This is a genomic window from Bacillus sp. FSL R9-9492 (assembly GCF_038007365.1).
GTDB lineage: Bacteria > Bacillota > Bacilli > Bacillales > Bacillaceae_G > Bacillus_A > Bacillus_A mycoides.
On the sequence record NZ_JBBOXC010000001.1, the window covers coordinates 1,584,389 to 1,608,197 of the forward strand.

A 23,809-nucleotide genomic window follows, 5' to 3' on the forward strand; every position below is an offset into this window, starting at 1 on the left:
CAACGGTGGAAGAAAAAAATAGAATGAGAAGTACTATAATTAAAACTTCAATGGAGGTTTATGATGTTTTATTTAATTTACTTCGCGATCATTTTGATCATACCGTTGTATGCACAGTCAAAAGTACGTAGTGCCTATAGCAAGTATTCACAAGTTTATTCAACATCAGGTATGACAGGAGCGGAAGTGGCTCGAAAAATTTTAGATGAAAATGGATTGTACAATGTAGCCGTAGAAGAAACACCAGGTCATTTGTCAGATCATTATGACCCACGTGTAAAGACGGTTAGATTATCGACAGATAACTATTATGGTCATTCAGTTGCTGGTACAGCTGTAGCAGCACATGAAGTAGGACACGCAATTCAAGATGCGAAAGATTATAACTTTATGCGTGTACGCCATTCGTTAGTGCCAGTTGCTAATTTTGGTTCAAACATGTCATGGGTTTTTGTCCTAATTGGTGTATTTGCACAAATGTCTGGTTTGTTGTTACTAGGAATTATTTTAATGGCAGCAGGTGTTATTTTCCAACTTGTTACATTACCAGTTGAGTTTGATGCATCAAAACGCGCAATGCAACAAATTGAAGCACTTGGTATCGTATCAACAGATGAATACGGTCAAGCTCGTAAAGTATTAAATGCGGCAGCATTAACATATGTAGCAGCAGCTGCTGTAGCAGTATTTGAATTATTACGTCTCGTATTAATTTATACTGGTATGCAGCGTAGCGACGATTAAAGACTATCAATTTTGATAGTCTTTTTTTGTTTTGTGGATTGAATCTTATAATATGTTACAAATGGAAATAATAGAGAGAATATGGGGTATAGAACTAGTTAAAATAAAGATAAGCATGGAATGATGAAAGAAGGTGACGGACATAGAATATCCATATTATTTAGTTCAACAAGTGAAGGAGCGTAGTGCTACATATCAATTAGAAGGTTTTTTAAGTGGTCAAGGTCCTGAAAATCCAAAATTTATGCTCGTTGGAGAAGCGCCTGGTGAAACAGAAATTCATAATGGGATTCCATTTAGTGGGAGAGCGGGAAAACATTTAATGGAATTTTTAGAACGTATTCACGTTACAAGGGAAGAAGTATATATTACGAGTGCGGTCCGGAGTAGACCTTATAAATGGAGAGAGAAAAGGGAACGAAATGGCGAAATAATACAGAAGAAGTACAATAGAACACCGAATCAAGGTGAGATACTTGCCCATGCACCTTTGCTAGATTATGAACTGGAATTTATACAGCAGCCGGTTATTGTCACACTTGGTAATATTGCATTACAGCGTTTAGTTGGTAAAAATAATAAAATTACGGATGTTCATGGAGAATTGTTAAAGCAACCTGTGCAGCGATTGAAAGATAGCAGCAGTACAGAATTTATTTGGTCAGAAAAAGAATATCATATTTTTCCGACCTTTCATCCAGCTTCTATTTTCTATAATCGGAGTTTGTTGGAGCTTATTTATGAGGATTTGGAGAAACTTAAAAGATTTATAATAAAAAACTAGAAAAGCTACAGAGCTTTTCTAGCTGAATTTAATTATGTAACGGTTTTTTATTTTCATCTAATGTAAATCCTTCACCAACAACATCGTGTACATCACTTACAGCGACAAAGGCATGTGGATCTACTGAAATAATAATATTTTTTAATTTTACGATTTCATTTTTAGCAACAACACAATATAGTACATTACGTTCTATTTTTGTATAGGATCCAACTGCTTTTAAAAAGGTTGCTCCGCGCTCCATTTCTGATAAAATTTTTGAAGCAATTTCATCGTTTTTATCAGAAATAATAGTTGCTCCTTTTGCTGCATAAGCACCTTCTTGCATGAAATCAATAACCTTGGCCCCGATAAAAACAGCAACTAACGTATACATGCCCTCGCGATATGATAAATATGTAAGAATAGAGATAATGATAACGACCGCATCAAACATAAACATCGTTTTTCCCATACTCCAGCCAACATATTTGTGAGCTAGCCTTGCGATAATATCAACACCGCCAGTAGTCCCGCCGTATTTGAATATAATTCCAAGTCCTATGCCGATAAATGCCCCAGCGAATAAAGCAGCCAGTGTCATATCATTTTGCAAGTTTAAATGTAAGTTGAGAACCTCGTAGCGCTGAAACACCCAAAGGAATAAAGAGACGCTAAATGTACCGATTAATGTGTATAAAAATGTTGTTCGGCCGAGTAATTTCCAGCCAATGAAAAATAGAGGGACGTTTAAAATTAAGTTTGTATAGGAAGGATCAAGTGAAAATTTAAAATATAATAATAGCGTAATGCCGGTAAATCCACCCTCTGCAAGATGATTTTCAATATTGATATTCACAATACCGAAAGAAAAAATAGCGGAACCGATTAAAATAAAAATGATATTTCGAATCTTCAAATTTGATGTCATTTAGAAATCCCCCTAATTATGTAATGATTGCATTGCTCCTCTTAAACGATAGAACATAATAATAAGTTATTTCTAGTTGATAGTAAAAATAGAGAATGGTATAAGAGCTTAATTAGTTCAGCCTGATATTGTGCGGAAAAACTGCAAAAGAAAGTTTCACTTTATCCCGTCCCAACGGCTGGTAGAGGGAAAAGCGAAGAAGAAAAGGGCGAACCAGCTGTAGGGACCCGATTGGTTCAGGCTGATCTTTTGTAAAAATCACGCAAAAGAAGTTTCACTTTATTATAGTCTATCCTAAAAAGAGTCGTAAATAGTGATATGAGGGAATAATATTTGTCAAATCGCGATGAATTGGCTAACATGAAAGAGGAAGGAATAAGAGGTGACTAGTATGGAAGCAAAAACGATGAAAGATATGCAGAAAGAAGTAGATGCATATATCGGTCAATTTAAAGAAGGTTATTTTAGTCCGCTTGCAATGATCGCTCGTTTAACTGAAGAAATGGGAGAGCTTGCAAGAGAGGTTAATCATTATTATGGTGAGAAACCAAAGAAAACGACTGAGAAAGAACGAAGTGTTGAGGAAGAGCTTGGAGATGTTTTATTTGTTATGATTTGTATGGCAAATAGTTTAAATATTGATTTAGAAACAGCGCATAACATTGTAATGAATAAATTTAATACACGTGATAAAGATCGTTGGACACGTATTGATGAGGGAGAGAAAGACGCATGAAAGAAATTAAAGTAATTATTGCTGGACCACGAGGACGCATGGGATATGAAGCAGTCCTTCTTATGGAAAGAACAGCGCATTTCAATTTAGTAGCAGCAATTGATTATAAGCATGGCGGAGAAAAAATTTCTGATTTACCGGGAATGCCAGCGCTAGATGCACCTATTTACGCGGATTTACATACTTGTTTAGATGAAGTAGAAGCAGATGTATTGTTAGATTTAACAACACCAGAAATTGGAAAGAAACATGTGACACTTGCAGTTGAACGTGGACTTCGATCAGTTATTGGTACAACTGGATTTACTGAAGAAGAACTAAAGCAATTAACAGAAAATGCAAAAGAAAAAGAAGTAGGAACAATCATTGCTCCAAACTTTGCGATTGGTGCAGTTCTTATGATGAAGTTCTCTCAAATGGCAGCGAAGTACTTCCAAGATGTTGAAGTAATTGAATTACACCATGATCAAAAATTAGACGCACCATCTGGTACAGCTGTAAAAACAGTAGAATTAATCCGTCAAAATCGTGTGCCAAAAGAGCAAGGGCACCCTAATGAAACGGAACAATTAGAAGGGGCACGTGGTGCAAATGTAGACGGTATTCACATTCATAGCGTACGTCTACCAGGGCTTATTGCACACCAAGAAGTAATGTTCGGCGGAGATGGACAAATGTTAACAGTTCGTCATGATTCATTCAACCGTGCATCATTTATGTCAGGTGTAAAACTATCAATTGAAACAGTAATGAACCTTGATCATCTTGTGTACGGTTTAGAAAATATTATCGACTAAAGGGGGAGACAACGGATGAAAATTGCCTTAATCGCACATGACAAAAAGAAAGATGATATGGTTTCGTTCGCATACGCATATAAACCAATTTTTGAAAAACATGAACTTTTTGCAACAGGAACGACAGGACTTCGTATTATGGAGGCAACTGGTTTAGTTGTAACAAGATATCAATCCGGTCCTCTTGGTGGAGATCAAGAAATTGGTGCAATGATTGCAAAAAATGAGATGGATATGGTGATTTTTTTCCGGGATCCACTAACAGCCCAGCCGCATGAACCAGATGTTAATGCGTTACTTCGTTTATGTGATGTATACGCCATCCCATTAGCAACAAATATGGCAAGTGCTGAAATGCTAATGCATGCATTAGAGCGGGGAGATTTAGATTACCGAAAGTTAAGAAAATGAGGGGAACAATTATGAGTGGATTACATATATTAGCGTTTGGTGCTCATGCCGATGATGTTGAAATCGGCATGGCAGGTACCATTGCAAAGTATACGAAGCAAGGATATGAAGTAGGCATTTGCGATTTAACAGAAGCTGATCTTTCTTCAAATGGAACGGTAGAACTAAGAAAAGAAGAAGCAAAGGCTGCAGCTCGTATTATGGGAGTAAAAACGAGAATTAATTTAGCAATGCCAGACCGTGGTTTGTATATGAAAGAAGAATATATACGTGAAATTGTAAAGATTATTCGTACATATAAACCAACACTAATTTTCGCACCATATTACGAAGATCGTCATCCAGACCATGCTAATTGCGCGAAACTTGTGGAAGAAGCTATCTTTTCAGCGGGAATTCGTAAATATATGCCTGAACTTCCGCCGCACCGTGTAGAGTCTTTTTATAATTATATGATTAATGGTTTTCATAAACCGAATTTTTGTATAGATATTAGTGAATACCTTTCTAAAAAGGTGGAAGCGTTAGAAGCGTATGAAAGTCAGTTTTCAACAGGGAGTGATGGTGTTAAGACGCCATTAACCGAAGGATACGTTGAAACTGTAATCGCTCGGGAGAAGATGTTTGGGAAAGAAGTTGGAGTGCTGTATGCCGAAGGATTTATGAGTAAGAAACCGGTTTTATTACATGCTGATTTAATAGGGGGATGTAAATGAAATTGAAAATAGGTATTACATGTTATCCTTCTGTAGGTGGTTCTGGGGTTGTTGGGACAGAGTTAGGAAAGCAATTGGCGGAACGCGGGCATGAAATTCATTTTATTACATCGGGTGTACCATTTCGGTTGAATAAAGTGTACCCGAACATTTATTTTCACGAAGTAACAGTAAATCAATATTCTGTTTTTCAATATCCACCTTACGATTTAGCATTAGCGAGTAAAATGGCAGAGGTTGCTCAAAGAGAAAACCTTGATATTTTACATGTGCATTATGCAATCCCTCATGCTATTTGTGCATATTTAGCAAAACAAATGATTGGGGAGCGTATTAAAATTGTTACGACCTTACATGGAACGGATATTACTGTGTTAGGTTCCGACCCTTCGTTAAATAATTTAATTCGCTTTGGTATTGAACAATCTGATGTTGTTACAGCTGTGTCACATTCGTTAATTGAAGAAACAAATGAACTTGTAAAACCAGATAAAGAAATTGAGACGGTATACAATTTTGTAGATGAACGTGTTTATTTCAAACGTGATATGTCTCAATTAAAAAAAGAATATGGTATACGAGAAAATGAAAAAGTGTTGATTCATATTTCAAATTTCCGAAAGGTTAAGCGTGTACAGGATGTTGTGCAGTCATTTGCCAAAATTGTAAAGGAAGTAGATGCGAAATTGCTTCTTGTTGGTGATGGACCAGAGTTCTGTACTATTTTACAATTGGTGAAAAGTTTACATATTGAGGAACGTGTCTTATTCCTAGGAAAGCAAGATAATGTTGCAGAGCTTCTTGCGATGAGTGATTTAATGCTACTTTTATCAGAAAAGGAAAGTTTTGGTCTTGTTATATTAGAAGCGATGGCGTGTGGTGTGCCTAGTATCGGAACGAGGGTTGGGGGCATTCCAGAGGTCATTCAACATGGTGAAACAGGATATATATGTGAAGTTGGAGATACAGACGGAATAGCTAAGCAAGCAATTCAGCTACTAGAAAATGAAGAACTTCACCGTAATATGGGAGAGCGAGCGATGAAATCTGTATATGAGCAGTTTCGTTCGGAAAAAATCGTTTCACAGTATGAGGCGATTTATTATGACATACTAAGGGATGACAAGAATGGAAAGATTTAAAAAAGCTAGTTCAATTATTGAGATGTTAAAACAGCACGGACATGAGGCTTACTTCGTTGGTGGAAGTGTACGCGATCTTATTATCGATAGACCGATTGGAGATATCGATATCGCAACATCTGCTTTACCAGAAGAAGTAATGGCTATTTTCCCAAGACATGTTCCGGTTGGTCTTGAGCATGGAACTGTAATTGTTGTAGAAAATGGTGAACCGTATGAGGTAACTACTTTTCGAACAGAAAGCGAATATGAAGATTTTCGAAGACCTAGTAGTGTTCAATTTGTCCGTTCATTAGAAGAGGATTTAAAACGACGTGATTTCACGATGAATGCAATTGCAATGACAGAGGAAGGCGAAATGGTTGATTTATTTGCTGGGAAAGAAGCGATTCGTCTGAAGGAAATTACAACGGTTGGAGATGCTGCAGACCGTTTTCAAGAAGATGCACTGCGAATGATGCGTGGTATTCGGTTCGTAAGTACGTTAGGTTTCTCTTTGGAAATAAAGACGAAACAAGCAATTGAAACGTATGGGCATTTGCTCGAACATATAGCGATTGAAAGAATTACAGTTGAATTTGAAAAATTGTTGACCGGTACATATTGTGTGAATGGTCTTCAAGAGTTAGTAGAAACTAAGCTATTTTCTCATCTGCCATATTTGCAAATGTCAGAAGAAAGACTCTTGAAAGCTACGCAGTATAAATGGGATTCTTTCGAAACAGACGTTGAGGCGTGGGCATTTTTCTTATATTGTATCGGAGAAGAGCATCCATCTGTCTTTTTGCGTCAATGGAAGTTCTCGAATAAAAAGATTAAAGATATCGTAGCGGTTTTATTAGCAATTCGTTCTAGAAAGGAGAAGGAGTGGGATACAATCCTTCTTTATAAAACTGGGATTCGCATCGCTGAGATGGCGGAAAGAGTATATGAAGCGATAATAGAAAGTTATAATAGTGCGTCTGTTAAGCAAGTACAATCATTATTTCATGCATTGCCGATAAAAAATCGTCAAGAAATGAATGTGACTGGTAATGATTTATTAAGCTGGACAGATAAAAAGCCAGGTCCGTGGGTTGCCGAAATGCTTCAAAATATTGAAGAAGCAATCGTACAAGGAGATTTAGTTAATAAGAAAGAGGATATAAGGGAGTGGCTACAAAGATGCAATCTACTATAAGAAAGCAGTTATTACAAGTTTTTTCTGAAGCAGATGGTGCATTTGTATCTGGTCAAATACTTAGTGACAAACTTGGTTGTTCGAGAACCGCTGTATGGAAGCATATGGAGGACCTTCGTAATGAAGGGTATGAACTAGAAGCTGTACGCCGCTTAGGGTACCGAATTGCTAGTAAACCAGATAAAGTAACTGCGAATGAGATTCAATTAGGATTACAAACAGAGCGTATCGGTAGAACGGTTTATTTTGAAGAATCGGTTGAGTCTACTCAGCATATTGCAGCGAGACTTGCTTATGAAGGCGCAGAAGAGGGAACAATTGTCGTTGCTGAAGAACAAACAGCAGGTAGAGGACGTTTAAGTAGAAAATGGTATTCCCCAAAAGGAACAGGAATTTGGATGAGTATTATTTTGCGTCCCTCGATTCCAGTTCATCATGCACCACAGCTTACTTTATTAGCAGCTGTTAGCGTAGCGCAAGCAATTGAAAAATGTACCGGTGTAAACGTAGGGATTAAATGGCCGAATGATATTTTAATTCAAGGTAAAAAAGCTGTCGGTATATTAACGGAGATGCAAGCTGATCCAGATAAAATTAATGCTGTTATTATGGGAATTGGCATTAATGCAAATCAGAAACAAGAACATTTTGATGAGGAAATTCAGCAAATTGCAACTTCATTAGCAATTGAATCGGGTAAGCCGATTGTTCGTGCGGAACTTATGCAACAAATTTTCTTGCAACTAGAGAAATTGTATGAAGAGTATTTAAAAAATGGCTTCTCTGTTATTAAAATTCTTTGGGAAAGTTACGCAGTAAGTATCGGAAAAGAAATTACAGCTCGAACGATGAAGGAAACTATTAATGGGCTAGCAAAAGGAATTACGGAGGATGGTGTATTGTTACTTGAGGATCATCAAGGACAAGTGCACCACATTCATTCTGCTGATATAGAAATTAAGTAAAAGAAGTTCCTATTTTGGAGCTTCTTTTTGTCATTTAGATACTAATAAATTTCACATACCGTAATAGGGATAAAAAATTATTTTTTCGAAAAAATGTAGCAATTCCTTTTCAGAGTTTGCTATAATTAGTTCGAATATGGGCAGTATCAAAGCGAACTGCACCATTATTTTACGCAGTATGAAAAAATAATAATTTGGATTCTGCCTTGATCCAATAATGGACTGGGACAGAGGGATGAATAATGCCGACTAACACACAACCCTTCTGCCCTTTTATGGCCAGAGGGGTTTTTTATATGATTTCGGCCATCTCCTCTCTCCTGCATAAAGGAGGAGTAGTTTTTGAAAACAAAAACAGATTTTTTGAAAATGAAAGAGCAAGGTGAGCCGATTACAATGCTAACGGCGTATGATTATCCATCTGCTAAATTAGCAGAAGAAGCTAAAGTCGATATGATTTTAGTGGGTGATTCTCTAGGAATGGTTGTACTTGGGTATGATTCAACAGTTCCAGTAACAGTAGAGGATATGATTCATCATACGAAAGCTGTACGCCGCGGAGCGAAAGAGACGTTTATTGTAACTGATATGCCATTTATGTCTTATCATGTCTCATTACAAGATACGATGATTAATGCACGTCGCATTGTTCAAGAGAGCGGGGCACATGCATTAAAGGTAGAAGGTGCTGGAGAAGTTATATCAACTATTCACTACTTAACGAATGCGGGAATTCCCGTTGTGGCGCATTTAGGTTTAACTCCTCAATCTGTAGGAGTGCTAGGTGGGTATAAAGTACAAGGGAAAGATGCTGAAAGTGCAAAAAAATTAATAGAAGATGCAAAGAAATGTGAGGAAGCTGGTGCGATAGCACTTGTGCTAGAATGTGTGCCAATGCAATTAGCAGAACTTATTTCAGAGCAGTTAACAATTCCTACAATCGGAATTGGAGCAGGACAAAAAGTAGATGGGCAAGTTCTTGTATACCACGATCTTATCTCGTACGGCGTAAATCGTGTTCCGAAATTTGTGAAGCAATATACGTCTGTTCAAGAGGAGATTGTGCGAGGGATTTCGCAATACGTTACTGAAGTAAAGACAGGGCAATTTCCTGAAGAAAAACATTCATTCACAATGAAAGAGGAAGAGTGCTTAGCGTTATACGGAGGAAAACAATAATGAAAATCATAACTACAGTGCAAGAGATGCAGCAAATTACAAACGAACTGCATGCAAGTGGAAAAAGTATCGGTTTTGTTCCAACGATGGGGTATTTACACGAAGGGCATGCTACGTTACTACGTAAGGCAAGGGAAGAAAATGAAATTGTAGTTTTAAGTGTATTTGTAAATCCACTACAATTTGGACCAAATGAAGATTTAGATCGATACCCACGTGATATTGATAGAGATGAAAATGTAGCAAAAGAAAATGGTGTTGATTATTTATTTTATCCGAGTGTAGAAGAGATGTATCCCGCAGAACAAACGACAACAGTAGAAGTTGTGAAGCGTACCGACGTATTATGTGGCAAACAAAGACCTGGTCATTTCGCTGGTGTGGCGACTGTACTAATGAAACTATTTAATATTACATTGCCAACGCGTGCTTATTTCGGTATGAAAGATGCACAGCAAGTAGCTGTAATTGAAGGATTCGTAACTGATTTTAATATTCCCGTTACGATCGTACCAGTTGATATTGTAAGGGAAGAAGATGGATTAGCGAAAAGTTCTCGTAATGTGTATTTATCACTAGAAGAACGTGAAGAGGCTCCTCATTTATACGGCAGTCTATGTATAGCGAAAGAACGAATTGAGGCAGGCGAACGTAATCCGGAAATCATTATGAATCTTGTGAAAGAGCATATTGAGAAGTATACGAAAGGCACTGTAGATTATGCTGATTTATATGCATATCCTTCATTAAAAGCAATAAATAAAATTGAAGGAAGAATCATTTTAGCGATTGCGGTTAAGTTTGAAAATGTACGATTAATTGACAATATAACATTAATGGGGAAATAAGGGGGAGCATCTATGTTTCGCACAATGATGAGAGCGAAGTTACATCGTGCAACTGTAACAGAAGCAAATTTAAATTATGTAGGTAGTATTACAATTGATGAAGATTTAATGGATGCGGTAAATATTGTAGAAAATGAAAAAGTACAAATTGTAAATAACAACAATGGAGCTCGCTTAGAGACATATGTTATTAAAGGAGAGCGCGGTAGCGGTGTTGTGTGTTTAAATGGTGCAGCTGCAAGGCTTGTACAACCGGGTGATAAAGTTATTATTATTTGCTATGGTTTAGTTGCAGAAGAAAATATTCATAAACAAGAGCCGAAAATTGCAGTATTAGACGATGATAATCAAATTATTGAAATGTTAGGTGCTGAAAAAGCTGGCACGATATTATAAGTAGGAAGGCTATCTCTAATTAAGGAGATAGCTTTTTTGTGCATCTTTTCATTAAGATGAGGTAAAACGTGGTATAGTAACATTATATAATTTTTGTGTTTGATAGGTAAGAAATTGAGGTGTTACATATATGAGTAAGCGTTATGTCGTTGTTGATTTAGAGACGACAGGGAACTCCTGGAAGGATGGGAAGGATAAAATCACCCAAATTGCAGCTGTGGTAGTGGAAGATGGAGAGGTATTAGAGATTTTTTCATCTTTTATTAATCCGAAGAGAGAGATTCCCCTATTTATTACAGAATTAACTGGGATTGATGAAAATCTTGTAAAACAAGCCCCGTTATTTCGAGATGTAGCCCCGATGATTGTTGAGCTATTACAAGGTGCGGCTTTTGTTGCACATAACGTTCACTTTGATTGGAATTTTTTAAATGAAGAATTAAGGCAGGCTGGATATACAGAAGTACATTGTCCTAAAATTGATACAGTTGAATTGGCGCAAATTCTTTTGCCAACAGCTGATAGTTATAAATTACGTGATTTAGCTAAGCAGCATGAACTAGAGCACGATCAACCACATCGTGCGGATAGTGATGCTCTTGCAACAGCGGAGTTGTTTTTACAATTTTTAAGTGAAATTGAAAAGTTACCACTTGTCACATTACAATCGCTTTATGAATTAAGTGATGTTTTCCAAAGTGATATAGCTGATGTACTTTCTGAAAATATTTTAAAGAAAATGATGCATGGTAAAGAAGAGGCAGAGGAGTGTGAGGTGTATCGAAATATTGCGCTTCGAAAGCGGAATTATTCTTTAAGCCTCAGTGAAACATACTCATCTAAATTTGATGCTTTCTTACATAAGACAATCGATAAACTTGAATTGAATATGCCAAAGTTTGAAAAAAGAGAAAGCCAACAAATTATGATGAAGGAAATATATACAGCGCTAAGAGATTCTAGGTTTTCACTGATTGAAGCAGGAACAGGTACGGGGAAGACGCTTGCATATTTACTTCCAAGTATTTATTTCGCAAAGAAAAAAGAAGAACCTGTCATTATAAGTACACAAACTGTACAATTGCAACAACAAATACTAGAAAAAGAAATTCCTTTATTAAAGAAAATAATGCCATTTTCATTTGAAGTAGCTCTTCTGAAAGGAAGAAAGCATTACCTTTGTCTACACAAATTTGAATATGCTTTGCAAGAGGAAGAGAAAAATTATGATATGGCACTCACAAAGGCAAAAATTTTAGTGTGGTTATTGCAAACGGAAACTGGCGATCGTGATGAATTGAATATTCCTGAGGGCGGCAAGTTACTTTGGAACCGTATTTGTAGTGATGTACATAGTCCAGGCGGGATGCAAAGCAACTGGTATAGTCGTTGTTTTTATCAAAGAGCAAAGAATAAAGCATTATTTGCAGATATCGTTATTACAAATCATGCGTTATTATTTCAAGATTTTTCAAGTGAAGAACCACTATTTGCTTCATGTGAACATATTATTTTTGATGAAGCTCATCATATCGAGGAAGCGGCGAGTAGAACATTAGGTGAACAGTTCTCATGCATGTATTTTCAATTAGCTTTATCTCGTCTTGGTACGCTAGAAACAGATGATGTACTTTCTAAAGTATATAAAATGATGAAAAAATCAGAGCAAGCATCGCGTTCGACTTTCCGTATGGTGAGTCATAGTTTGAAGGAATTGAAATTTGATGCGGATGAACTATTTCAAATGTTACGGACTTTCGTATTTAAACAAACAAAGCAGGAACAAGGGATGAGCAATATGCCACTCATTTATCGATATAACACGGAAGTAGAGAAAGGTAAGTTATGGGATAGCATTACCGAGTTAACAAATCGATTTGTGTATGATGTAAGAAAGTTATTGACTACACTTGAGAAGCAAGCTGAAATATTGCAAAGTAAATTAGAATGGGAGATGCATGTCGTTACAGGTGAATTTATGCATTTAATTGAGTTGTTGAGAAAGATGGCACAATCTTTACAATTACTCATTTTAGAAAAAAATTCATACGTGACATGGATGGAGACTGAAACGAAGGGAACGATTCATTCAACAGTTCTATATGCGCAGCCTGTTCATATTGGTGAAAGATTTGCTGATGAATTTTTAACCCAGAAAAAGAGTGTTATTTTCACATCAGCAACGTTAACAGTTAATGATTCATTCGACTATATAAAAGAGGAGCTAGGTTTACATGATTTTGCTCCCAATACATTAAAGGTTCCATCACCATTCCGTTTTGAAGAGCAAATGAAATTAATGGTTTCAACGGATGTACCTTTTATTAAGAAAGCAAGTAATGAAGAATATATTGAGTCTATATCGGCACATATTGCGAAAATAGCGAAAGCTACAAAAGGTAGAATGCTCGTTTTATTCACTTCGTATGAAATGTTGAAAGAAGCGTATACGAATTTGAAAAATGATGAGACATTAGAAGGATATTTATTATTAACGCAAAGTGTGAATAATAAGAGCCGAAGTCGTCTAATCCGCAAATTCCAGGAGTTCGACAAATCGATTTTGTTAGGAACAAGTAGTTTTTGGGAAGGGATAGATATACCTGGAGATGCCCTAAGCTGTCTTGTCATTGTCCGTCTGCCTTTTACCCCTCCTCATCAGCCGATGATGGAAGCAAAAGGAGAGTGGTTAAAAAATCAAGGAGAAGACGTATTCGATAAGTTGGCGCTCCCGCAAGCAATCTTGCGTTTCAAACAAGGGTTTGGTCGTCTTATTAGAACAAATACAGATACGGGAACTGTATTTGTATTAGATCGTCGTTTGACAAGTTCTTCCTATGGAAAACGATTTTTACAATCAATCCCAACTGTACCGCTCTATGAAGGACCGTTAGAAGAATTGTTAGTACAGTTAGAAGAATCGTCAAATGAATAAAATTGGAAGAAAAATACGCCTGAAGTACATTTAAACTTCAGGCGTAAAAAATGTGGGTAGGAGGAATTTTATTTTTCTTACTTCTTGTATACAAAATATATTGCTTTTCGATTTGAAACCTTTTTTTGCTGTACATGTCCTGCTATAATAGATGGGTGATGAAGCAGGGGTTGTAAAGAATGTACTCTTATTGTAACCGCATTGCGTTCTTCTATAATTAGAAATTTTTGTGTAACGGAGGAGTTTTTTCATGGATAAGAAAATCGAAGTCCTATCAACGACGCGTATTAAATATTCGTCTGACTTGTATAAAATTGTTGATGGTTTGAATCGTACGTTAAAAGAGCAGGACCTCATGTTCGGATTAGCATTAGACGAAAAAGATAAAGAAACAGCTGTATTTACGATTTACAGAACGTAGTGATACAATGAAAAAGTGGATCTTTACAATCATTATCGTTATCGTTGCTAGCGGAATATATGGGGCATATGTTTATAATAAAGCGATGGAAAAGAAAATTCCAAAAGAGTCAAAGTCTGTAGAAATTGCGAAAGAAAAGGCAAAGCTTACAAAGGTAAATACCGTTGATTATTATAACGGAAAATCTTCATATACAGTCGTACAAGGTACAGATGAAAAAGGAGAACAACTTATCGTTTGGGTGCCTGATAAAAAAGGAAATGTCCTTGTGAAGAAAAAGAGCGAAGGTATTTCTAAAAAAGAAGCTTTGCAAAAATTGGCTGAACAAGCTACAGGAGAAGGTGCTGAGCCGAAGCCGAAACCAAAAGAAATTATAAAAGTAAAATTAGGTGCTCAAAACGATATTCCATTGTGGGAAATTACATATATTGATCAGGAAGATCGTTATACGTATTACTATTTAGAGTTTCAAAATGGGGTTTATGCTGGACACTACAGCATTGAAAAATAGATGTAGGGGGAACTACAAATGAAATTAGCAAAGCGAGTAGCTGCTTTAACACCATCTGCAACTTTAGAAATTACAGCAAAGGCACAAGCATTAAAAGCAGAAGGTCATGATGTAATTGGATTAGGAGCAGGAGAACCTGACTTTAATACGCCAAAACATATTATGGATGCTGCGCATAAAGCGATGTTAGAAGGACATACGAAATATACACCAACAGGTGGATTACAAGCGTTAAAACAAGAAATTGTGAAGAAGTTTACTCGTGATCAAGGAATTGCGTATGATCCATCTGAAATTATTGTATGTAATGGTGCCAAGCATGCATTATATACATTATTCCAAGTGTTACTTGATGAAGGAGATGAAGTTATCATCCCAACTCCTTATTGGGTAAGTTATCCTGAGCAAGTAAAGCTTGCTGGTGGTAAGCCAGTTTATGTAGAAGGTCTAGAAGGCAATGAGTACAAAATTACAGCAAAGCAGCTGCGTGAGGCAATTACAGAGAAAACGAAAGCTGTTATTATTAATTCACCGAGCAATCCAACAGGGATGATTTACAGCAAAGAAGAATTACAACAGCTTGGAGAAGTATGTTTAGAGCATGATATCTTAATCGTTTCAGATGAGATTTATGAAAAATTAATTTATGGTGATGCGGAATATACTTCAATTGCCCAGCTTTCTAATGTATTAAAAGAACAAACACTTATTATTAATGGTGTATCTAAATCACATTCTATGACAGGTTGGCGTATTGGATATGCAGCAGGAAATAAGCAGCTTATTAAAGCGATGACGAACTTAGCGAGTCATAGTACGTCAAACCCTACTTCAATTGCTCAATACGGTGCAATTGCTGCGTATGCAGGCTCACAAGAACCTGTAGAAACAATGCGTCAAGCGTTTGAAGAAAGATTGAACATTATTTATGATAAATTAATTCAAATTCCTGGTTTCACTTGCATTAAGCCACAAGGTGCTTTTTACTTATTCCCAAATGTAAAAGAAGCCGTAGCGTTAGCTGGGTATGATACAGTTGATGAGTGGGCAAAAGCATTATTAGAAGAAGAAAAGGTGGCTCTTGTTCCAGGTACAGGATTTGGTGCACCAAATAACGTTCGATTATCGTATGCGACATCTCTTGAGCAAGTTGAGAAAGCATTAGAACGAATTCATACGTTCATGAAAAGTAAAGTACAGGCTTAATCGTCTGTTTCTTGTAGTAAATGGCAAAAAACCTCCCTATATATAGGGAGGTTTTTTTGACGAATTGTGGCAAAAAGAAATGGCTAAAGGTGTGTTATACTAGAGAACGAGGTGTTTGGTGATGAAAAAGAAAATGATGTTACAATGGTTTGAACAGGGAAGCATAGCGATTCCTAAATTGCTTATGATGCATTATAAAAAGCTAGGTTTAAATGAGACGGAATTTATGGTAGTACTTCATGTACACACATTTTTAGAATCAGGTAATTCGTTCCCGACTCCTTCAGAGATTTCAGAACGGATGACGATAACAGAAATGAAATGCATGGAAGTGATTCAGACTTTAATCCAAAAAGGTTTTTTAGCACTAGAAGGTGGACGAAGATCTGAAGCGATGATGTGTGAAAGTTATTCTTTACAACCACTGTGGGAAAAAATATTGCACTTTTTAATGAATGAATCTATAGAGGAAGAGCAAAAAGAACAAAAACAAATTCAAGTAAATTTATATACAGTATTTGAAAAAGAATTCGGAAGACCACTTTCGCCATTTGAATGTGAAACATTAGGGATGTGGGAAGATCAAGATCAACACCATCCGAATTTAATTCAAGCGGCTCTTCGTGAAGCTGTTATGAGTGGTAAACTTAATTTCCGGTATATTGATCGTATTTTGTTTGAGTGGAAAAAGAACGGAATTAAAACGGTAGATCAAGCGCAAAATCAAGGCCAGAAATTTAGAGCGAATCAACAACGCACACAACAAACGACAAAACAAGAGACGAAATTTACTGGGAAAGTGCCTTTTTATAATTGGTTGGAGCAGTAGTGTAGGAGGAAAGATATGTTGAACAAAACGCAAATTCGTTATTGTTTAGATACAATGGCGGATATGTATCCAGAAGCGCATTGTGAATTAATTCATGATAATCCATTTGAACTTGTAATCGCAGTGGCATTATCTGCACAATGCACAGATGCACTTGTGAATAAAGTGACGAAAAACTTATTTCAAAAATATAAAATACCAGAAGATTATTTAAGTGTGTCTTTAGAAGAATTACAACAAGATATACGTTCTATTGGATTGTTTAGAAATAAGGCGAAAAATATTCAAAAATTGTGCCGGATGTTACTAGATGATTATAACGGGAAAGTTCCAGAAGACCGTGATGAGCTGACGAAATTACCAGGAGTAGGGAGAAAGACAGCGAATGTAGTTGTTTCGGTAGCGTTTGGGATTCCAGCGATTGCTGTTGATACGCATGTAGAGAGAGTGAGTAAACGGTTAGCAATTTGTAGATGGAAAGATTCTGTGTTAGAAGTGGAAAAGACATTGATGAAGAAAATTCCAATGGATGAGTGGGGAGTTACACACCACCGTATGATTTTCTTCGGACGTTATTACTGTAAGGCGCAGCGACCACAATGTGAAGAGTGTCGATTACTAGAAATATGTCGCGAAGGAAAGAAACGAATGAAGGGGAAATAAAGGATGGAGCGAGTTATAGAAATACCGAAAGAGTTTCGGTGCGTACCATTTTTTAAAGAGAGTGCAAATTCGATTACGTATCACACAGACCAATCTTTTGAAGAGATAATACAAAATACTTACTTTATATTTGATATTGAAAGAAAATATGAGCCATGGAATGAAATTGAAACAAGTATTCCAGCGGTGTTAAATATATGGAAAAGCAGGCATGAAGAAATTGCTACACTATTTCGAAACCGAAAAAAACAAGAAGCTGAGGGTCCGATGATTCTTTTTGCAGCACACTTGCTATCGATTGTATATTGGCTAAATGAGAAGCCTGTTCATAGTTTGTATGAGATACAAGTAAATACGAATAAATTGGAAGCACAACCTGTTAATTTTATAGAACGATACTCATTTATTATAAAGAAACCGAGTAATTATCATTCGTATATTCAATTAGCACAGTTGTATATTGAAATAGAAAAGCTACATGTTAAGAAAATGATAACAAAAAAGAAGTCCTTTTCTCGTTAAGAGTAAGGACTTCTTTTTTGTTATTAAGACTCTGCTGTAACAACATCTCCGTCTGCGTGAGGTGTATCTCCTCCGGTATTCTGTTGGTGCTGCTCTTCTTCAGCTTTTTTTCTAGCTTCTTCTTCAGCTTTTTTCTTAGCTTCTTCTTCAGCTTTTTTCTTAGCTTCTTCTTCAGCCTTCTTCTTAGCCTCTTCTTCAGCAGCTTTCTTTTGAGCTTCTTCTTGCTGTTTACGTTGTTGTTCTTGTTGTTGTTGTTGTTGTTGTTGTTGTTGTTGTTGTTGTTGCTGTTGTTGTTGCTGTTGTTGTTGCTGTTGTTGTTGCTGTTGTTGCTGTTGCTGCTGTTGTTGCTGTTGTTGCTGTTGTTGCTTACGCTGATCTTCTTCAGCTTTTTTTGTAGCTTCTTCTTGTTTTAGTTTATCTTCATTGGCCTTTTTCAGGGCCTCTTCGTCAGCTTTTTTAGCATCTGGAGTTCCGCCAGGGGCAGTGAAGGATGCACCAACTGCAGGGCTTGTTCCAGTACCCTTTTTCGCTACTACAGAGAAACTGTAAGTAACACCTGGTTTAATACCACCAAGAGTAGCTGTCGTACCGCTTACTGATAAGCTACCACTAGAACCGTCAGTAGCTTTATAGCTTGCTGCGTATGCATCAACATCTGATGATGGTCCAGACCAGTTCAGTGTCACTGTGCTAGCGCCATCGAAAGCGACATTAAGGCCACTAGGTGGATCTACTTTAATTTGTTTAACTGCATCTTTTTTCGCACCTTTTACGTACAATTCTCCGTTTATTTCTTGAACAGAAGAAGGACGTTCGAAACGAGATTTATCTGTAGCGAATTTGCTCATCATTACTTGGAACATTTGTTGTGCAATTTTAGTATAACGATCGCTAATGTAATTTTCTGGACCATTCTTTTCGTAACCAGTCCACACAGCCATCGTATATTGTGGTGTATATCCAGCGAACCAGCTATCTCTGTTCGCATCAGCTGGGATGCCATATTTTTTTATATCTTTTGCATCAAAGTTTTGTGTTCCTGTTTTACCAGCAACGTCGAATCCAGAAACATATGCTGTTGGCCCTGTACCGCCAGAACCAGGTTTTACTACGTCACGAAGAACATCAGTAACCATGTAAGCTGTATGGTCGTGCATTGCACGTTGTTCTTTCGGTTTAAAGCTTTTCTTTTTCCCGTCTGGGAAGATGACTTCTTTTACGAAGTGAGGTTTATTATAAACACCGTCATTTCCAAATGCTGCATAAGCTCCAGCGACATCTAACGGAGAGCCTTCATTACTACCGATTGCAGTAGATTCATATGCTTTCCCATCTTTAAACGTCATTCCTAAACCTTCAGCAAACTCTTGTGCCTTAGGAATACCGACTGCTTGAGCTGTTTTTAAAGCCGGGATGTTTAATGACTTCTTCAATGCTTCACGAAGTGAAACGTCACCTTTAAAATTACCTGTAGCATTTTTAATCTTTGTGCCATCAGAGTAAGTATATTCAGAGTCATTTAATTGATGATAAGTAGACCATTGAAGGTTTTCAATTGCAGGACCATAGTCGAAAATTGGTTTCATTGTTGAACCAACTTGGCGTTTTAAATCAACTGCCATATTATGACCTTTGAAAGTAGACTTACTTTCTTTACGACCAGCGCCGATTGCTCGAACTTCTCCAGACTGAGTATCCATAAATACGAATGATCCTTGGAATTGATCGTTTGGATACTTGATGAGATTCCCATCCATAATTTTTTCAGCGTAATCCTGAGCATCTTGATCAAGTGTTGTATGAATCGTTAAACCGTCTGAACCGATATTTATATCAGGGTATTCTTTTTCAACTTCCTTTACAACAGCATCTATAAATGCCTGATACTTCATTTCAGTCACTTCTGAAGATGGAAGAAGTCCTTGTGTTACAGGGATTTGCATTGCATCATTCATTTCTTGTTTAGTTATATACCCGTGTCGGTTCATTAATGTTAATACGATATTACGACGTTTCGTTGCTCTATCAACGTTATCTGGTTTTGTTGGATCATAAATGTTAGGACCTTGGGGTAAACCAGCGAGCATTGCAGCTTCGTGTAGTTGTATGTCTTTTAAATCTTTGCCGTAATATTTTTTTGCTGCTGTTGAAATACCGTAAGAGCGATTACCAAGGTTAATCTTATTTAAGTACATTTCTAAAATTTCATGTTTTGAGTACTGTTGCTCTAACTTATAAGATAAGTACCATTCCTGCACTTTTCTTTTTGCAGTTTTGTCCATCGTTAGAAAATAGTTTTTAACTACTTGCTGTGTAATCGTACTACCACCTTGTGATCCAAAACCACCAGTGACATTTTCCATGACTGCCATTCCAGTACGTCTAAAATCAATTCCATTATGATCGTAGAAACGAGCATCCTCAGTCGCAAGGAATGCACTTTCAATTACTTTTGGAATTTGATCGTATGTAACATGGGTTCGTTTTTCAGCACCGTATTCATAGAAGAAATTCCCGTTTTTATCAAGGAATTTTGTTGATAAAGGATTGACTAGCTTTGATTTGTCTAGTTTTGGAGCGTCCTTTACCATAACAAAGAAGGCCGAAACGCCAGCTACGAGACCGACGATACCAAGAAGTAGACAACCTATAAGAAATCTCTTGAAAAAGGAACCTTTTTTCTTTGGTTTTTCTTCTTTATTATTTGTTTCTTTCGTTTGATTTTTTACATGATTTCGTTCTGTACGAGAACGATAATTATCTGACATTATACTTTCTCCTACCTTTCATTCTCTCCCCCAAAAGTCGAAAAAAGAGCCTTAGTGATGACTCTATCACGAAAAATAAACCGTGTCTAGTACGCGGATATAATCAATTCGAGGGTGATAACCGCATGATAATAAAGACCCATGCTCTTCTATTTCTTGTTTTGTAATCGATTTACGTCCACCAGTATTTTGACGATTCCAAAATGCAATAATATGTTTTGCATCTAATAAATAAAATTCATCAAAAAGTGTAAATTTAATAATAACAAATGCAATTCCATTATGAGCGACTACTTGCTTCATATGTTCAATTTGATGAAGGTGGAAGTTTTGAAGTGGAAAACTGGTTTTATTTTTAGTTTCTTTCGCTTCAAAATCGATGTATTTCCCTTTGTATACACCGTTGTAATCTGTTGTAGAAGGTTGTTTGAAATACGCTTCTTTTACCACTGCAGCACTTCGAGCGGGGTAATCTACTTTTACAATTTGAAGAGGTGTAGGTTTTTTATGTACGCACGCAATATTATGGGTTAAGTAATATTGATTGGTTTCATTCAATTCCTCTTCAAGGGACATACCTCTATTACTGTAAGTATGTTTTTTTATTGGTGTTTTATGAGGTTGTGAAGCTTGATCGTACCTTTTTCCATTTGGGTAACGAATGGTCATATTTTGTCCACTCCCAACTTGATAAGAATTACTTACAAAGGTGATTATATCAAAAAATGAAAAAAGATGTGACCTTTTTCAAGAAAGGTATGGTGACTTATTCATGTTTCGATGGAATGATTACGAAAAAATTAAACAGACCCGTAATGATATTTTTTGTACAGAAGAGGAAAAAGCTATAGTTCTTAATATTAAGGAGAGCACGGATGTAGCTAACGTAGATAATATTTCACGTACACAATCTTACCAAGAATATTATTTGAGAAATAGAGAAATTAGATGGTCTTTTTTAGCGAGTATGGTTTCAAGGAATGGGGGATGGAACATGACAGATTTAGAAGGAGAATATTATTCTAATCTTTTATCTCAAACAGTTAAGAGACGATTATTTCTTTTGTATGAGAAAGCCAATTGGCTCATTTTCTTAGATGCATTTCCTCAACTATTACTGTATGAGGAAAGTAAAAAGAGATGTGCGCCGCTCTTCCATTTGTTACAATTTTTCAACATATCAATTTTTATGGAAAAAGAATGGGTCGCGTTTTGGGAGAAAAAAGATATAAATAGGCTTATGACGGCACTTATTATTAATGAACAAAATAAAATTCAAAAACCAGTAATTGAGAATGCATACTTTCAAAAACACGTATTTGATACTGCACTGTTCAAATTTCAAGAAATATTTCATGTTAGTGCAGTTATTTTTCCAACGGTGGAAGGGGGAATGTATGGATTTTCAGTTTATCAATTTGAAACGTTGCAAAAACGTATAGAACTGGGGAAGCAATTAGCTTGGTTACTATTTCATTCAAAGTATAAGTCTTCTTTTTATAAATTTGCAGTGCAAACTAGGCATACAGGGTCAAGAATGGATTATGAATGTAATATAAGGGGAATTAGAAAATCATGTACGCCGGCTCTTCGGGAAGTGTATTCTATTGTCACTCATGAAAAATTAATTGAAAAAGATTGGTTTAGTGAAGGGTTGGAAATAGATTCATTATTTTTACTTGAAAAACCTAAGGGGGAAATTAATATAACAGAATGGTATAGAAAGAAGAGGGAGCAAATACATACTCTTTCTATATTAAGTAGTTTTGTTAAAAGAATAGATGAGTTCATGATATAATAAAGAAGTCCCGCCTTCTTAAATGACGGCGGGACTTCTTTATTAAAAGTAATATGCTCTACAACAAGTTACTTTCTAATCGGCTATTTGCCAGCAGTACGACTTTAACTTCAACACTTATCGAAAGCGAAGAGGTAAGGTAGACTAGAAAATAGTTGTTTGTAAAAGCCACTTTGGTTAAAGTGTCTTTTTATCCCGCTATTTGCGGACAGTAAAACTCCCACCTCAAAATTTGGCTGGAGCAAAGAATGTAGGTGGAAGCCCTGCTGTCCGTAAACACCCGATTGGTGCGGGCTAATAATCAGTGGGGGATGAACAAAACCCCACTGATTAAAGTTTCACTTTATGTAGCGGGGAAATTTGGACCATCAAGCTTTGGATTACCAGTCTCAGGTTTGTTTTGTTGTTTGTTTTGCTTTTTCTTTTTTTCGTTTTTATTTTTTGTCATCGTAATACACCTCCTTTTTGTATTGTTACCATTTCTAAAAATGGCATACTAAATGATTTCTTTGACGAATATCAACTAGTTTTGTCATGTGAGAAGGAGTAAGTAATCAATCGGCGAAATTACATGACAAAGGAAAGGCAAAGAAGGGGGCGTTTTAAATATGGCGATGGTTCAGAAGGAAGATGTTATGAAAAAAATGGATCAAATGTTAAGTTCTCTCGATTTGCTGGAAATGAAGATTGGGATTAGAATGAATCATGCATTGAAGGATAAAGGTGAAAAAATATGCAATAAGATAGAAATAACAGAAATGCATATAGAACATATGGAAAATAAATTAGTGCATCACGAAGAAAAAGGGAGCTGGGTAAAGACATTTCAAAACGTCGTAGTGAGTGCATAATAAGGTGGGAACAAAATGGGACATGAAGCATTAATCCAGTCTTCGGAGAAGTTAATGCAGTATAATGATGAAGCGAATGTGAAAAAAAGAGAGATGGCTGAATACGATTTTTATAAGGATATGAAGCCATTTGTTGATATTGTAGATGCGGAGTTAGAGATGTGGAAAGAATTAGCTTATAGGTGGATAAAGGAAGAGCGACCTAAGTATATACATGTACAACAAATTGATCAAGTGTATGATAATTTACAAACTAATGTGCTACAATGTTTTGTTAATAAGGGAAAAGGCAAACGTTTCTTTGAAACTCATCAAGCTATTTCGTATACTTTGCAAAATATCGTAGATCAATGTAAATAACAAGAGGGAAAACCCTCTTGTTTTTTTATCCCGCGTTAACGGGCAGTAAGACTCCCACCTCAAAACTCGGCTGAAACAATGAAGTTAGGTGGGAGATCAACTGCCCGTAAAAGCCCGATTGGTGAAGGCTAATAATC

At 36.4% G+C, this 23,809-nt stretch carries 26 protein-coding genes; 22 read left to right on the forward strand and 4 right to left on the reverse strand.

The features are described from left to right. The first annotated feature begins 63 nt into the window (after nucleotides 1-63). Both MKY70_RS08095 and MKY70_RS08100 read left to right on the forward strand, forming a co-directional pair. On the forward strand, nucleotides 64-744 hold the full coding sequence (locus MKY70_RS08095; RefSeq protein WP_002086606.1) for a zinc metallopeptidase: 681 nt from the start codon (nucleotides 64-66) through the stop codon (nucleotides 742-744). Nucleotides 745-877: 133 nt separating this feature from the next. Further along, nucleotides 878-1,528 carry a uracil-DNA glycosylase gene (locus MKY70_RS08100; protein WP_341023886.1) on the forward strand — a complete coding sequence of 217 codons (651 nt, stop codon included), beginning with the start codon at nucleotides 878-880 and terminating at the stop codon, nucleotides 1,526-1,528. 28 nt (nucleotides 1,529-1,556) lie between these two features. Here MKY70_RS08100 and MKY70_RS08105 read toward each other — a convergent pair whose 3' ends face one another. Then, nucleotides 1,557-2,438, reverse strand: a complete 882-nt coding sequence (locus tag MKY70_RS08105; RefSeq protein ID WP_002011845.1) for a YitT family protein — start codon at nucleotides 2,436-2,438, stop codon at nucleotides 1,557-1,559. Between the two features lie 391 nt (nucleotides 2,439-2,829). Between MKY70_RS08105 and MKY70_RS08110 the strand changes: the two genes are divergently transcribed. The 17 genes from MKY70_RS08110 to MKY70_RS08190 all read left to right on the forward strand — a co-directional run bounded on the left by MKY70_RS08110 (nucleotide 2,830) and on the right by MKY70_RS08190 (nucleotide 17,895). After that, entirely contained in the window at nucleotides 2,830-3,174 is a 345-nt protein-coding gene (locus tag MKY70_RS08110; protein WP_341023889.1) for a nucleotide pyrophosphohydrolase, read from the forward strand. Further along, nucleotides 3,171-3,971 (forward strand): dihydrodipicolinate reductase, encoded by an 801-nt coding sequence (gene dapB, locus MKY70_RS08115; RefSeq protein WP_002126457.1) that lies wholly within the window; start codon nucleotides 3,171-3,173, stop codon nucleotides 3,969-3,971. Before MKY70_RS08110 ends, dapB begins: the two co-directional genes overlap by 4 nt. Nucleotides 3,972-3,986: 15 nt before the next feature. Then, complete coding sequence (gene mgsA, locus MKY70_RS08120) at nucleotides 3,987-4,382, forward strand: methylglyoxal synthase (protein ID WP_000684753.1); 396 nt, start codon at nucleotides 3,987-3,989, stop codon at nucleotides 4,380-4,382. 11 nt (nucleotides 4,383-4,393) lie between these two features. After that, a complete protein-coding gene (gene bshB1 / locus MKY70_RS08125; protein WP_002011848.1) occupies nucleotides 4,394-5,098 on the forward strand; it encodes a bacillithiol biosynthesis deacetylase BshB1 in 705 nt (234 codons plus the stop codon). Then, the gene (bshA, locus tag MKY70_RS08130; protein ID WP_002086596.1) at nucleotides 5,095-6,240 is read left to right on the forward strand and encodes an N-acetyl-alpha-D-glucosaminyl L-malate synthase BshA; all 1,146 of its coding nucleotides are present in this window, start codon (nucleotides 5,095-5,097) and stop codon (nucleotides 6,238-6,240) included. The genes bshB1 and bshA overlap by 4 nt, the downstream gene beginning before the upstream one ends. Continuing rightward, a complete protein-coding gene (locus MKY70_RS08135) occupies nucleotides 6,227-7,420 on the forward strand; it encodes a CCA tRNA nucleotidyltransferase (RefSeq protein WP_002086595.1) in 1,194 nt (397 codons plus the stop codon). The genes bshA and MKY70_RS08135 overlap by 14 nt, the downstream gene beginning before the upstream one ends. Next, on the forward strand, nucleotides 7,405-8,385 hold the full coding sequence (locus MKY70_RS08140) for a biotin--[acetyl-CoA-carboxylase] ligase (RefSeq protein WP_002086594.1): 981 nt from the start codon (nucleotides 7,405-7,407) through the stop codon (nucleotides 8,383-8,385). Before MKY70_RS08135 ends, MKY70_RS08140 begins: the two co-directional genes overlap by 16 nt. A 342-nt stretch (nucleotides 8,386-8,727) precedes the next feature. Next, on the forward strand, nucleotides 8,728-9,564 hold the full coding sequence (gene panB, locus MKY70_RS08145) for a 3-methyl-2-oxobutanoate hydroxymethyltransferase (protein ID WP_002011854.1): 837 nt from the start codon (nucleotides 8,728-8,730) through the stop codon (nucleotides 9,562-9,564). After that, nucleotides 9,564-10,412 carry a pantoate--beta-alanine ligase gene (panC, locus tag MKY70_RS08150; RefSeq protein ID WP_002086591.1) on the forward strand — a complete coding sequence of 283 codons (849 nt, stop codon included), beginning with the start codon at nucleotides 9,564-9,566 and terminating at the stop codon, nucleotides 10,410-10,412. The genes panB and panC overlap by 1 nt, the downstream gene beginning before the upstream one ends. A gap of 12 nt (nucleotides 10,413-10,424) precedes the next feature. After that, nucleotides 10,425-10,808, forward strand: a complete 384-nt coding sequence (gene panD / locus MKY70_RS08155) for an aspartate 1-decarboxylase (protein WP_000490176.1) — start codon at nucleotides 10,425-10,427, stop codon at nucleotides 10,806-10,808. Between the two features lie 130 nt (nucleotides 10,809-10,938). Further along, on the forward strand, nucleotides 10,939-13,743 hold the full coding sequence (dinG, locus tag MKY70_RS08160) for an ATP-dependent DNA helicase DinG (protein WP_341023894.1): 2,805 nt from the start codon (nucleotides 10,939-10,941) through the stop codon (nucleotides 13,741-13,743). A gap of 250 nt (nucleotides 13,744-13,993) precedes the next feature. Further along, nucleotides 13,994-14,164 carry a YpmA family protein gene (locus MKY70_RS08165; protein WP_002086589.1) on the forward strand — a complete coding sequence of 57 codons (171 nt, stop codon included), beginning with the start codon at nucleotides 13,994-13,996 and terminating at the stop codon, nucleotides 14,162-14,164. 7 nt (nucleotides 14,165-14,171) lie between these two features. After that, the gene (locus MKY70_RS08170; RefSeq protein ID WP_002086588.1) at nucleotides 14,172-14,675 is read left to right on the forward strand and encodes a cell wall elongation regulator TseB-like domain-containing protein; all 504 of its coding nucleotides are present in this window, start codon (nucleotides 14,172-14,174) and stop codon (nucleotides 14,673-14,675) included. An 18-nt stretch (nucleotides 14,676-14,693) separates the two neighbouring features. After that, complete coding sequence (aspB, locus tag MKY70_RS08175; RefSeq protein ID WP_002011860.1) at nucleotides 14,694-15,881, forward strand: aspartate transaminase AspB; 1,188 nt, start codon at nucleotides 14,694-14,696, stop codon at nucleotides 15,879-15,881. 121 nt (nucleotides 15,882-16,002) lie between these two features. Next, nucleotides 16,003-16,710, forward strand: a complete 708-nt coding sequence (gene dnaD, locus MKY70_RS08180; protein ID WP_000728546.1) for a DNA replication protein DnaD — start codon at nucleotides 16,003-16,005, stop codon at nucleotides 16,708-16,710. A 15-nt stretch (nucleotides 16,711-16,725) separates the two neighbouring features. Beyond that, nucleotides 16,726-17,373: an endonuclease III gene (gene nth, locus MKY70_RS08185; RefSeq protein ID WP_088030891.1), complete on the forward strand. Its 648-nt coding sequence runs from the start codon at nucleotides 16,726-16,728 to the stop codon at nucleotides 17,371-17,373. 3 nt (nucleotides 17,374-17,376) lie between these two features. Beyond that, nucleotides 17,377-17,895: a YpoC family protein gene (locus MKY70_RS08190; protein WP_341023900.1), complete on the forward strand. Its 519-nt coding sequence runs from the start codon at nucleotides 17,377-17,379 to the stop codon at nucleotides 17,893-17,895. A gap of 23 nt (nucleotides 17,896-17,918) precedes the next feature. On the opposite strand, the gene MKY70_RS08195 is transcribed toward MKY70_RS08190, so the two are convergent. Then, a complete protein-coding gene (locus MKY70_RS08195) occupies nucleotides 17,919-20,663 on the reverse strand; it encodes a PBP1A family penicillin-binding protein (protein ID WP_341074486.1) in 2,745 nt (914 codons plus the stop codon). Between the two features lie 66 nt (nucleotides 20,664-20,729). Next, the gene (recU, locus tag MKY70_RS08200) at nucleotides 20,730-21,332 is read right to left on the reverse strand and encodes a Holliday junction resolvase RecU (RefSeq protein WP_000155584.1); all 603 of its coding nucleotides are present in this window, start codon (nucleotides 21,330-21,332) and stop codon (nucleotides 20,730-20,732) included. Between the two features lie 103 nt (nucleotides 21,333-21,435). Here recU and MKY70_RS08205 point away from each other — a divergent pair, with 103 nt between their 5' ends. Further along, a complete protein-coding gene (locus tag MKY70_RS08205) occupies nucleotides 21,436-22,461 on the forward strand; it encodes a DUF2515 domain-containing protein (protein ID WP_088030894.1) in 1,026 nt (341 codons plus the stop codon). A 343-nt stretch (nucleotides 22,462-22,804) separates the two neighbouring features. Here MKY70_RS08205 and MKY70_RS08210 read toward each other — a convergent pair whose 3' ends face one another. Next, nucleotides 22,805-22,951 (reverse strand): phage portal protein, encoded by a 147-nt coding sequence (locus MKY70_RS08210; RefSeq protein ID WP_307838389.1) that lies wholly within the window; start codon nucleotides 22,949-22,951, stop codon nucleotides 22,805-22,807. 118 nt (nucleotides 22,952-23,069) lie between these two features. On the opposite strand from MKY70_RS08210, the gene MKY70_RS08215 reads away from it, so the two are divergent. Together MKY70_RS08215 and MKY70_RS08220 are read left to right on the forward strand one after the other, a co-directional pair. After that, on the forward strand, nucleotides 23,070-23,312 hold the full coding sequence (locus MKY70_RS08215) for a hypothetical protein (protein WP_002011865.1): 243 nt from the start codon (nucleotides 23,070-23,072) through the stop codon (nucleotides 23,310-23,312). A gap of 15 nt (nucleotides 23,313-23,327) precedes the next feature. Then, nucleotides 23,328-23,672 (forward strand): YppE family protein, encoded by a 345-nt coding sequence (locus MKY70_RS08220; protein ID WP_002011864.1) that lies wholly within the window; start codon nucleotides 23,328-23,330, stop codon nucleotides 23,670-23,672. Nucleotides 23,673-23,809: the final 137 nt, after the last annotated feature.